Origin of the sequence: Corynebacterium jeikeium (assembly GCF_028609885.1) — a bacterium.
GTDB classification, from domain to species: domain Bacteria; phylum Actinomycetota; class Actinomycetes; order Mycobacteriales; family Mycobacteriaceae; genus Corynebacterium; species Corynebacterium jeikeium.
Genome location: NZ_CP063195.1, coordinates 2,513,965 through 2,524,840 on the forward strand (window position 1 = coordinate 2,513,965; position 10,876 = coordinate 2,524,840).

The following is a 10,876-nucleotide window of genomic DNA, read 5'->3' on the forward strand; positions in this document are numbered from 1 at the left end:
AAAGGATAGATATGAACCAGCCATTCCTGCAGGCCAGCGGTATTCTCAACAATGATTCGAAGGGTGCCGCGGACGCGGATAACGCCAGCGCGACGAGTGCAGCCGGCGCTGCGGAAGCGGAGGCAGGCAAGGTTCACGACGTCATCATCATCGGCTCCGGCCCGGCTGGCTACACCGCCGCTGTTTACGCAGCCCGCGCAGAGCTGAACCCGGTGGTCTTTGAAGGCGTGGAGTACGGCGGACTGCTGATGCAGACCACCGAGGTGGAGAACTTCCCCGGCTTCCAGAAGGGCATCATGGGGCCCGACCTGATGGAAGAGATGCGCGCCCAGGCCGAGCGTTTCGGCGCTGACCTGCGCCAAGAGGACGTAGAGAAGGTTGATCTAACCGGCGAGATCAAGAAGGTGTGGGCTTACGGCGAGGAGTACCAAGCCCGCACAGTGATCCTGGCTACCGGCGCCGCCCCACGCTACCTGCACGTTCCCGGCGAGCAGGAAATGCTGGGCCGTGGCGTATCCGCCTGTGCGACATGCGATGGCTTCTTCTTCAAGGACAAGCAGATCGCCGTGATCGGTGGCGGAGACTCCGCCATGGAGGAGGCCGACTTCCTGACGAAGTTCGGCGAGACCGTCACCATCATTCACCGCCGCGACGAATTCCGCGCCTCCAAGATCATGGAGGAGCGCGCCCGTAACAACCCGAAGATCAAATTCCTGACTAACGCCAAGGTCGTGGAAGTGAAGGGTGATAAGTCCGTTGAGACTCTCGTGGTGGAAGATACCCAGACCGGCGAGCAGAAGGACGTTGCGATGGACGCCATGTTCGTCGCCATTGGCCATGATCCGCGCACCGCTGTCTTCGAGGGGCAGGTAGAGCTGCAGGATAACGGGTATGTGAAGGTCGAAGAGCCCTCCACCCGCACCAGCCTTCCTGGAGTGTTCGCCGCCGGCGACCTGGTGGATTCCCACTACCAGCAGGCAATCACCGCAGCTGGTTCTGGCTGCCGCGCTGCTCTGGATGCCGAGGCGTACCTCGCGACTCTTTAACTGTTTGCGGGCATGTTTTGGGGCCCGCTCCTGTTACGGATCGCGCTCCTCGTAACGGATCGGACAAGTTCGGTCACCGTTAGGTAACTATGGCCGGTCGGACATAGGATATTTAAACGTTGAAGGGTAACCTCCAACCTAAAGGAAAAGCCCCCAACCAGAAGGTTTATCGCCGCCATGTCCGACATTGTGAACGTCACCCAGACTACCTTTAAGTCCGAGGTCGTCGAGTCTACTCAGCCTGTTCTTGTCGACTTCTGGGCCGAATGGTGCCGCCCTTGCCTAGCAATGACGCCCATTCTCGACGAGCTGGCGGCGGAGTTCGATGGCAAGGCGAAGATCGCCAAGGTGAACGTCGATGAGGAGCGCATGCTGGGGGCAATGTTCCAGGTCATGTCTATTCCCGCTCTTATGGTTTTCAAGGACGGGGAGAAGGTAGCAGAGTTTACCGGTGCTCAGGATCGGGATACGCTACGGTCCGCAATTGAAGCGCAGCTTTAGGATCCGTCTGATCTAACACGCCTGACCTGCAAGTAAAGCAAATCGGCGGATTTGTCCCTAGAATTGCACCTATGACTCGCCACTGTCGGCGATAGACCCCACATGTGATTTGTCTCACAGTGGTTGCAGCGGCCTTAGAGCCGCAAAAGTTTGAAGAATTGGAGTGTTGAACCCAGTGGATCGTTTGCTTCTCCAGGTCGGCGACCGCAGCCCACGCGTCGCTGAGGTCCGCGGCACCTTGGCTCGCCTCGGGCTACTGGAAGGGTACGAAGGTGATGCGACCGGCAGTAAGTCGCAGCGCTGGACCAGTGAGGAAGAAGTCTTCGACGAAACACTGGCGGAGGCACTCAAAGCATTTCAGCAGCAACGTGGCATTATTGCCGACGGCACCATCACACCCGGTACTTTGCGGGCGCTGCGTGAGGCCTCCTACACCCTGGGGGCGCGTGTGCTCTCACTGCAGAGCAACCAGTTCGTGGGGGACGACGTAGCGCAGCTGCAAACCCAGCTTCATGATCTAGGCTTCTACACCAGCCGCGTGGATGGCCACTTCGGCCCGCGTACCCATTCAGCCGTGGTGAACTACCAACTGAACTATGGGCTAAACAACGACGGCGTTGTAGGTCCAGATACTCTGCGCGCGCTGTCTTACCTGGGGCGGAGGATTACCGGTGGCTCACCCCAATCCATTCGGGAAAAGGAACAGATTCGCTCCGCCGGCCCACAGCTTACCGGCAAGCGCGTTGTGATTGATCCGGGATTGGGTGGCTCGGACAAGGGGTACATCGTCGATGGTCCTTTCGGGCAGATCTCGGAGGAGGAAATTCTCTGGGATCTTGCCGGTAGGGTAGAGGGCCGCATGATCGCGGCAGGAATGGAAACGATTCTTTCCCGCCCACGTTCGGCAAATCCCACGAATCAGGATCGCGCCAATATCGCTAATGCCTTCGGTGCTGACGTAATGATTAGCCTCCGCGCTGACATATACCCCAACGATAAGGCCAACGGCGCTGCCACCTTCTACTTCGGATCGCTTACCGGTTACTCGTCAATGGTGGGCGAGAAGCTCTCCGGCTTTATTCAGCGCGAGATCGTTGCCCGCACACCATTGCAGAACTGCTTTAATCACGGACAGACTTGGGACATCCTGCGTCTGACCAGCATGCCGACTGTGCAGGTCGTACCCGGTTATCTGACAAGCCCGAAGGATATTGAGATCCTCACCGACCCTGCGATGCGCGATACCATCGCTGAGGCTATTGTCGTGGCCGTGAAGCGCCTCTACTTGCTGGACAAGGACGTCCATGCCACCGGCACCTTCAGCTTCTTGGAGTTGCTACAGGAAGAGCTTCCGAACAAATAGTTCCGCCGCCGGGCTGAATTTTGATGACGCCTGGTTGGACACTTCGCGCTTTCCCAGCATCCCAGGCGTATCGAGCGAGTTTGAAACTTTAGATGTTTGGTTCCCACCAATCACAGTAGGCAGCCTCTCTGTCCCGTTGACCCGTGCGTGATCTTCCTCGGCAAAGTCTCCAAACAGGCTATGGGTTCCGTTGATTTCAAAGCGATAGCGCGGGAAGTGCCGATGGTGCTTCACAACCTTGAAGCCCTCAGCCTCCAAAATATCCTCGGAAAGCATGGGCGCGCCGTCTAGGATGTCCTCATTCGCTGCGTGGCTTTCAGTGGCTGTCTTCCATCCTCGGTAGGATTCGGGCACGTACTTTAGAGACTCGAGGGCGCTTAGAGCCTGCCCTTCTTTTCCGATCTCATCCTCTGCCTTCAGCTGCGAGGACTCATTTAGCTGTCTCGCTAGCTCCTCGTCGAAGTCCTCGACTCGCGCGAAGGCCTCCACTGCCTTCACGCCACGCCGATGAGCCTCAGTAAGAACCGTGTCGATAAGCTGATGCTCCAGGTAAAGCCCCATATACGGTACCGCGACATGAACAGTACTCAGCAAGATTGCATCCGGTGAGATCGGACCTGTTGGAAGGTTGGCAATGCCCTGCATATACCGCGCAGGAGCAAAGAACACCGTCGCCGCTGGTACTGGGTGGGTTCCTACTGCGCCTGTGCCTACAAAAGCCGTGTAACCGCAGATTCCCCATTCTAGGAGGACATTCTGTAGCCACACTTGCTTATCGAAAGCTGGATCATCCGATGCCTTACTTTGTGCACCGTACTCTGGTGGGAGGGCCCAGAAGGTAGATGCTGCTGCACTGGGCTCTAAATCTTCGGAGCTCTGAGGTGTAATTGCTCTAATGCTTACTTCCATCAGCGCTCCTTTCCTGTGTGTTCAAAGCCCCAAGTGATTCGGATGTTGCTAAACCTCGGGTGCGGGCTCGTTGAGTGCGACCGTTTTCTACCGAAATCCTATAGCGGACCTTTCGTTGCTGGGGCGGAATCGCTAGTTTTTTGCCACACAAAACCCCGATGTTTCACGTGAAACATCGGGGTCGTTCTGGGTCGGTTTTCGACTAGTAGTGGTTATCAACCCGACGATTCTCTGCTCGACCTGGGTGAACCGGCGCCTCATCGGCATATCCTGCAGCTACGACGAGCGCAATAGATCGATCACCCCGGCCCTCAAGGCCAATAGCCTTTTTGACGCCTTCTTCGTTCCAACCGGTGGTAGGGGAGGTGGCCAGGCCCTGTTCCTGTGCCGCGAGAAGCAAGAATCCGGCTACCAGCATCGCGTCACGAATACCGATCTCTCGAAGCTTAGCGGCGGAAGCAGAGCCATTAAACCCGCGTACCTTCTCCGTGAGTTCTGCACCCAGCACCTCTTCGGCATCCTCGGGGACAACTTCAGAGCGACCGACAACGACGAACACAACGGGTGCATCAAGGAACTGCTGTTGCCCGGAAGCATCGAAAATTGCTTGCTTGACGGCCTCGTCCTGAATAACCACCAGGTCACGCATCTGTGCGTTAAACGCACTGGGAGCCTCTAACGCGTTGTCTACGACACGGTTCAAGACCTCAACTGGAATTGCCTGGTTCTTGTACTTACGAGTCGCACGGCGATTGGAGATTGCCTCGGTCACAGTAAGAGTCATAATGTCAGCTCCTTGTTAGGACTAGGGTTGTTTTACTTTTCACTTAGCGTTTTAGTGCTTCTTGAACTTCAACAGTTCAATAATTCTGTCGAAGTCCTCGGGGCCACCGAATTCAACAACGATCTTGCCCTTCTTCTTCCCCATTTGCACACGAACCTTCGTATCCAACGCATCAGATGCATTGTCGACCCAGGAAGAAACCTCCTCAGGCAGCTGCTGTGCTTGCCGTCCGCTGGACTTGTTTACGGCAGTTGCCCCGTCACCACGATTGAGCAAGGTGACGGCTTCTTCGGTGGCCCGAACACTGAGCCCTTCGCTAACGACGCGTGTAGCGAGCCTTTCCTGCTCCTCCGGTCCACTTTTCAACCCAAGAAGAGCGCGGGCGTGACCTGCACTAAGTACTCCAGCGCCGACGCGTCGTTGAACTGATACGGGAAGCTGGAGAAGACGAATCATATTGGTGATCAGCGGGCGTGAGCGACCGATTTTCTTAGCCAACTGTTCCTGCGTTACGCCGAACTCCTCCATCAGCTGTTGGTATGCTGCAGCTTCTTCTAGCGGGTTCAGCTGCACACGATGAATGTTCTCCAGGAGAGCATCCCGCAGCATTTCATCGTCTGCCGTTTCCCGGACGATGGCTGGAATTACATCGAATCCGGCGCGCTTAGCAGCCCGCAAACGCCGCTCGCCCATAATGAGCTCATAAGTCGAGTCCTCGTTCGGCGCCCTACGAACGACGATCGGCTGCATGAGTCCAAATTCCTTTATGGAATGGACAAGTTCTTTAAGAGCCTCTTCGTCAAAAACCTCACGTGGCTGCTTCGCATTTGTCCGAATGGTGCTCAGCGGAAGCTCTTGGTAAGTCGCTCCGAAATCTTCGTCGGATGTTTCACGTGAAACATTCGTCGGCTCCAAAGAGCTAACACTGCCTCGTTCTACGTTGGCATCATCAGCCCTGCGCTTTTCGGAAAGCTTGGCTGAAGCGTCACTGTGACGTTTGAGGCCGGTACCTGAGGTACCCTCACTTCCCGCTTTTGAAGAGCTTGAAATGCTCTCTTCGGTATAGCCGCGGTCAGTGTCGACTCTCGAAGATGTGTCCTGCGCTCCAGCCGAAACTCTACCGTCAGCCACTTCCGTTTGATGGGAATGGACTTGGCTAGTGCCTTTGGTGCCCGCCCCATTGCTTGAGCCACCGCCCAAGACAATATCCGCGGCTCCGTCCCCCAGGGACGGACGGGCGGGTCCGGTAGGGATGAGAGATGCAAGACCACGACCCAAACCAGCCCGACGGGCGTTACCGACAGCGTTAGGGGAGGGCATCTGTGGTTTGCGGGAAGTGCCAGAGGACCTAGTTTCCCCTAAAGCTCGCCCAGATTCCGAGGGAAGGCCACTTGCGTTGTTCTGGGACTTCCTCCCACTCGAAGGCTTACTATTTGGCAACGAACTCTCCAGATTCTGATGTGATGAAGGCTTCGCAGAAGATGTTGGAACATCAATTGGCGCGCCAGCATCTCGCTTGTTTTCAGTGTTATTGTACTTCTTCGACAATTTGGAAGTCTTTTTATTGCGTTTCCCCACTATTAGTCACCTTAACTGTGGAGTTCTGGGGCAATTCCGATCGGCGCAGTTTCTTCGCTTGGCAGGTAATCTCCGCGCTTCGCGAATTCCTTTGCCGCATCGTAGTAAGCCATAGCGCCTGGCGCTCCGCCGTCATACTGAAGCACGGTCATGTTGTAACTGGGTGCTTCCGAAACTTTAACATTGCGTGGAATGTGATTATCCAATACGACGGAGCCGAAATGTGTACGTACGTCGTCGCTAACGTTCTGCGAAAGCCTAGTGCGACCATCATACATCGTCAGCAAAACACCCGAAATATGCAGGTTTTGGTTCAGGTTCTCGCGAATCATAGCGATGTTATTGATCAACTGGCTAACGCCTTCTAGGGCGTAGTACTCGCACTGAATAGGAATAAGTACCTCATCAACAGCCGCCATCGCGTTGATCGTAAGAAGGCCTAGAGACGGAGGGCAATCGATGAATATGTAGTCAAAGCCGTGCTCTTCAATCCAATCGTCGCTAATGGCGGAAGCAAGGCGATATTCACGGCGGACTTCACTTACCAAGTTGATCTCCGCCCCAGCAAGATCAATCGTCGCAGGCACGCAAAAGATATTGTCGTTATCTTCGTTACCCTGCATCACCTCATCAATGGACATTTCATTCAGAAGCACCTCGTAGGACGAAGGCGTACCCGCATGATGAACCGCATTAAGAGCTGTGGAAGCATTGCCCTGTGGATCCAAGTCAATGACGAGAACCTTCATACCTAAGAGCGCCAACGACCAAGCGAGGTTAACAGTGGAAGTGGTCTTACCTACCCCGCCCTTTTGGTTGGCGATCGTGATTTTTCTGCACTTCTCCGGCCGTGGAAGCTTATTTCGGTTCGGGTTCTTCAAGCGTGCAGCCTGTTGAGCGGCCCGCCCAATGGGTGTTTCATCCATGTCGAATGCCGACATCTACGTCCAATCTGAAGTCGAAAGCCGATGTTTCACGTGAAACATCGAGGTGTAAGTCAAGAATAGTTCAGCCTCACAGAGGCCTCAATCGAAGCTCTATCTAATACGCGGAATAGTGATTACGTGGGTGGGTTCAGCAACCTTAGACTCTCCGACCAGCTCAATCGTTCCGTCGCCGCCTCCAGCCTTTGCAATCTCCTTCGCGTCACGCTCAAGCTCCTCTGCGACAGACCCGCCTTTAAGGGCCTTCATGGCGCCTCCAACCTTCACGAGGGGAAGAGACCAACGGGTGAGCTTACCCAGCGGAGCAACTGCTCGTGAAGTGGCAACATCTGCGCCTCCAAGAGCCTTTACTACAGTCGGGTCCTCAGCGCGCCCACGCACTACCTCGCAACCGAGGTTCAGCTGATCATTCATCTCAGCGAGGAAGTTGTATCGTCGCAACAAGGGCTCCAACAGTTGAACCTTCAGATCTGGGCGGGCAATAGCTAGAGGAATCCCCGGAAGACCAGCACCGGATCCAATATCCACCACGCGACACCCCTCGTCGATGACTTCACCCAGCACTGCGGAGTTTAGGATGTGGCGTTCCCAGATCCGTGGGACCTCGCGCGGACCTAAAAGGCCTCTCTCGATACCGGCGGTAGCCAAAAACTCTGCATAATCACATGCCAAGCGGAGTCGGTCCCCGAAGACTTCCCGCGCAGCCGCTGGAGGTTCACCAATGTCCGGGCTCTGAATACTGGCGTCGTCTTGTTTTGCCATCTAGACACTCCTTCAACAATGGGAGGTTTGGGCAATGTTTCACGTGAAACATTCGGCTTCTATTACTCCGACCATTCTATAGCCCCCGTGCTACAGATAGGCACCCGAGCCTCGCAACCGTCGGCATCATGGGAAGTCTATTCAGATGACATTAGAGAGCAGCAACACAGACCGAACTTAGCCAGTTGAAGCCGAACCAGCGATGCAAAAAACTGCAACTAAAACACGGCCTAAACAACGCAGCCGACCGGTCTAGGTCAAACAAAAAACCGCCACCTTAACGGTGACGGTTAAAAGCAAACAAGCTTCTGCAGGCAAACTCGGCTACTTCCGCTTCTTACCCTTCTTCTTAGGGTTGTCAGGACGGGCGCCGACCTTAGGTGCGGAGGTGCGCTTAGCGGCGGCGACGGCCTCCTTCTGAGCTTCTTCCTCTGCATCCATCTTCTTATAGAGGAAGAACTGCTGCAGGTAAGACCAAGTCATGTTGGTGACCATGTACAGAGCGAGGCCAACTTGCCAAGCGAAGCCACCCATTAGGTAGAGCACAGGCATGACCCAGAGCATCATCTTCTGCATCATGTCCATCTGCATCTGAGTTTGCTGCGCCTTCGGATCATTTGCCTTAATCGGGTTCTCTGCCCGACGTTTTGCAGCGCGATCCATGGACATCCGTGCAGAGAAGTGCATCAGCACCGAAGCGACCAGCATCATCGGAACAACAACAAGAATGATGTTGGTCCGAGTGAAGTCCACGTGACCATCCGCAGAGAACGCGCGATAGTTGTTCGGATCCATAGAAATGAAGCCGGATAGGGGAGTGCCGAAGATACGGGCATCTAGGAACGACTGGACCTCATGTACGCCGAAAAAGTAGTTCGGCGTGTTACGGGTTTCCTCGACAGTCATCCCGAGCTGACCCACACCCGTGCCCGTTCGGTTAAAGGAACGAAGCACATGGAACAGACCCAGGAAGATAGGCATCTGTACCAACATTGGCAAGCAAGAAGCCAGGGGGTTTACACCCATCTCCTTTTGCAGCTTACGCATCTCGACCGCGAGTGTTTGGCGGTCGTTCTTGTACTTGCGCTGCAGCTCCTGCATTTTTGGCTGCATTTCTTGCATCTTGCGGCTGGAACGTAGCTGATTGGCCATCGGTTTCACCAAGAGAATACGAATGGTGAATACGAGGAACATGATCGCCAGCGCCCAAGTAATGCCCGAATCGGGGCTCAGGACGTAGCTGAACAGCTTATGCCAGAACCACAAAACGCCGGACACTGGATAATAAATAAAATCCATGGCGACTCGAGGTTTCTCCTGAAGTAGATCTTTTAAGGCCCGTAGGGCCGACGCCACCGATAGCCCGCGACCAAAAAGAACTGAGCTAACGGCGCCGCCCGCCCCACGAACACAGGGGACGACGAGGTGGGACAGGATCCCAACCTCCCGGATGCCATGGCCCACAGCGGGCCAAACGACCCAACGCGAGAACCGACCCCTTAATCAGGCCATGACGGCCGATTGCAATTAAGGCGTAATTGCTGCACGTAGGTTCAAAACGGCATGTTGGCCCCATTTTAAGGGGTGATAGATAACTTTGGTAACCAAGGATCAATCGGCGAGCCATTCGCGCCCCGAAGCCCGGCCTGGCATCGCGAGTGTTTTTAGCGGGGGAGGGCTCGTCGGATGCAGCTACGCACATCGCCGACCAACTCCTCAAAGCTCGCGGTAGCGCTCTTCGGCAACGCCCGGATGACTACCGTTGTGCCCACGGGGAAGTCCAGGCTGTCTTCCTCCATCACCGCACGAAAAGCGTGCCGAAGCTTCCGCGAAGTATTGTGCCTGGTCACGGCGTTGCCGACCGCCTTTGAAACCACGAGCCCCATGCGTGGCCCGGCGGTCGCCCCCTCTTGCAACGGCAATGGTAACTCCTCGGCTCGAGAGCCCCCTGCCAAAACGTGAACCACCACAGTGCGACTACCCTTCTTCCGACCATTCCGTATCGTCTGCCCAAACAAGGCAGTTGACCGGAGCCGGTATTGGGGAGCTAGCACTGTGGTGGCTCCTTCTTGTTTATTGACGCCCCTACGACAATCCACCCCAACGGTATTGGGGTGGAGCGAACGTCTGTGCCTAATTTAGGCGGTCAGGGACTTGCGGCCCTTGTTGCGGCGTGCGGAAACGATGGCACGGCCGGCGCGGGTACGCATGCGGGTACGGAAACCGTGCACGCGTGCACGACGACGGTTGTTGGGCTGGAAAGTACGCTTGCCCTTGGCCACGGTACTTCACTCCTTAACTTTTGCTAGCAGCGGACGAGCCACGTACAGCCACAACAGACACCCAGCCCCATCAAAGAACTGGAATCAACGCTTAAGCCAGCGGCGCGCCCACTAATTTAAGTGGACAATTGGATCGGCAATGTCCGGGAGGACTTAAAAGCCGATACCGGTGGCACCCGATAGACAGCGTGGTGACCTGCTGTCGTACGTGGGTTGCCATAGACGAGTCAAGGATACGTGCTGTGACGGAAGTTATCCAAATTTTGAACCCCCTCCAGCGCTACTAGCGAAAAAAGTCCCACCTCAAAGGACAAAAAGGCGCCTCTCCAGCACCTGGATCTATCCCAGGAACGTAGGTGTGAACAAGACCCTTAAGGGGTGGAATCGGGCTACGTCAAATATCGCAAGGCCTTGTGGAAAACTCCTCCACCCCCAAACATTAAACCTCAACTTTACACCTTATTCATGCAGGTCAAAAGCATTTTCGTACTTTAATTAGAGTTATCCACAAGAGAGCTGTACCTTGGGGATAACATGTGCAAAGAAGTTATCCACAGGTGTGTATAACTGTGTGGAAACGCAGGACAACCGGCGTTTCGCACTGTGCACTGGGCCGTGAACAACTAACAAACAGCCCTACGACCTAGACCACCCGTGGTTTAACCCCCGTTAACCTTTCGGCCACCCCCGACCAACCCTGGAGCCCC

Annotated in this window: 12 protein-coding genes; 3 read left to right on the forward strand and 9 right to left on the reverse strand. The window is 55.4% G+C overall.

Going from position 1 to position 10,876, the window contains the following annotated elements; translation table 11 throughout:
• The first annotated feature begins 11 nt into the window (after positions 1–11).
• The 3 genes from trxB to CJEIK_RS11265 all read left to right on the forward strand — a co-directional run bounded on the left by trxB (position 12) and on the right by CJEIK_RS11265 (position 2,910).
• Positions 12–1,046, forward strand: a complete 1,035-nt coding sequence (trxB, locus tag CJEIK_RS11255; RefSeq protein ID WP_005292531.1) for a thioredoxin-disulfide reductase — start codon at positions 12–14, stop codon at positions 1,044–1,046.
• A 177-nt stretch (positions 1,047–1,223) separates the two neighbouring features.
• Positions 1,224–1,547 (forward strand): thioredoxin, encoded by a 324-nt coding sequence (gene trxA / locus CJEIK_RS11260; protein ID WP_005292532.1) that lies wholly within the window; start codon positions 1,224–1,226, stop codon positions 1,545–1,547.
• Positions 1,548–1,722: 175 nt separating this feature from the next.
• Positions 1,723–2,910: an N-acetylmuramoyl-L-alanine amidase gene (locus tag CJEIK_RS11265; protein WP_005292534.1), complete on the forward strand. Its 1,188-nt coding sequence runs from the start codon at positions 1,723–1,725 to the stop codon at positions 2,908–2,910.
• Here CJEIK_RS11265 and CJEIK_RS11270 read toward each other — a convergent pair.
• The 9 genes from CJEIK_RS11270 to rpmH form a co-directional block, all read right to left on the reverse strand.
• Positions 2,884–3,819: a hypothetical protein gene (locus tag CJEIK_RS11270; protein ID WP_034964128.1), complete on the reverse strand. Its 936-nt coding sequence runs from the start codon at positions 3,817–3,819 to the stop codon at positions 2,884–2,886. The genes CJEIK_RS11265 and CJEIK_RS11270 overlap by 27 nt on opposite strands.
• 202 nt (positions 3,820–4,021) lie before the next feature.
• A complete protein-coding gene (locus CJEIK_RS11275; protein WP_005292538.1) occupies positions 4,022–4,603 on the reverse strand; it encodes a nitroreductase family protein in 582 nt (193 codons plus the stop codon).
• Between the two features lie 51 nt (positions 4,604–4,654).
• Complete coding sequence (locus CJEIK_RS11280) at positions 4,655–5,923, reverse strand: ParB/RepB/Spo0J family partition protein (RefSeq protein WP_077536306.1); 1,269 nt, start codon at positions 5,921–5,923, stop codon at positions 4,655–4,657.
• 269 nt (positions 5,924–6,192) lie between these two features.
• The gene (locus CJEIK_RS11285) at positions 6,193–7,122 is read right to left on the reverse strand and encodes a ParA family protein (RefSeq protein WP_005292543.1); all 930 of its coding nucleotides are present in this window, start codon (positions 7,120–7,122) and stop codon (positions 6,193–6,195) included.
• Positions 7,123–7,218: 96 nt separating this feature from the next.
• Entirely contained in the window at positions 7,219–7,887 is a 669-nt protein-coding gene (gene rsmG / locus CJEIK_RS11290) for a 16S rRNA (guanine(527)-N(7))-methyltransferase RsmG (RefSeq protein ID WP_005292545.1), read from the reverse strand.
• A 324-nt stretch (positions 7,888–8,211) separates the two neighbouring features.
• Positions 8,212–9,186, reverse strand: a complete 975-nt coding sequence (gene yidC, locus CJEIK_RS11295; protein ID WP_005292547.1) for a membrane protein insertase YidC — start codon at positions 9,184–9,186, stop codon at positions 8,212–8,214.
• 85 nt (positions 9,187–9,271) lie between these two features.
• Positions 9,272–9,514, reverse strand: a complete 243-nt coding sequence (yidD, locus tag CJEIK_RS11300) for a membrane protein insertion efficiency factor YidD (RefSeq protein ID WP_005292549.1) — start codon at positions 9,512–9,514, stop codon at positions 9,272–9,274.
• Between the two features lie 37 nt (positions 9,515–9,551).
• A complete protein-coding gene (rnpA, locus tag CJEIK_RS11305; RefSeq protein ID WP_011274351.1) occupies positions 9,552–9,941 on the reverse strand; it encodes a ribonuclease P protein component in 390 nt (129 codons plus the stop codon).
• 84 nt (positions 9,942–10,025) lie between these two features.
• Positions 10,026–10,169, reverse strand: coding sequence for a 50S ribosomal protein L34 (gene rpmH, locus CJEIK_RS11310; RefSeq protein ID WP_005292556.1), 144 nt, complete (start codon positions 10,167–10,169; stop codon positions 10,026–10,028).
• Between the last annotated feature and the right edge of the window lie 707 nt (positions 10,170–10,876).

Bases quoted from the DNA above. Each gene is read 5' to 3' on its own strand.
- trxB (WP_005292531.1), top strand. From the start codon at position 12: ATGAACCAGCCATTCCTGCAGGCCAGCGGTATTCTCAACAATGATTCG.
- trxA (WP_005292532.1), top strand. From the start codon at position 1,224: ATGTCCGACATTGTGAACGTCACCCAGACTACCTTTAAGTCCGAGGTC.
- CJEIK_RS11270 (WP_034964128.1), bottom strand. From the start codon at position 3,819: ATGGAAGTAAGCATTAGAGCAATTACACCTCAGAGCTCCGAAGATTTA.
- CJEIK_RS11275 (WP_005292538.1), bottom strand. From the start codon at position 4,603: ATGACTCTTACTGTGACCGAGGCAATCTCCAATCGCCGTGCGACTCGT.
- CJEIK_RS11280 (WP_077536306.1), bottom strand. From the start codon at position 5,923: ATGCCCTCCCCTAACGCTGTCGGTAACGCCCGTCGGGCTGGTTTGGGT.
- CJEIK_RS11285 (WP_005292543.1), bottom strand. From the start codon at position 7,122: ATGTCGGCATTCGACATGGATGAAACACCCATTGGGCGGGCCGCTCAA.
- rsmG (WP_005292545.1), bottom strand. From the start codon at position 7,887: ATGGCAAAACAAGACGACGCCAGTATTCAGAGCCCGGACATTGGTGAA.
- yidC (WP_005292547.1), bottom strand. From the start codon at position 9,186: ATGGATTTTATTTATTATCCAGTGTCCGGCGTTTTGTGGTTCTGGCAT.
- yidD (WP_005292549.1), bottom strand. From the start codon at position 9,514: ATGGCTCGCCGATTGATCCTTGGTTACCAAAGTTATCTATCACCCCTT.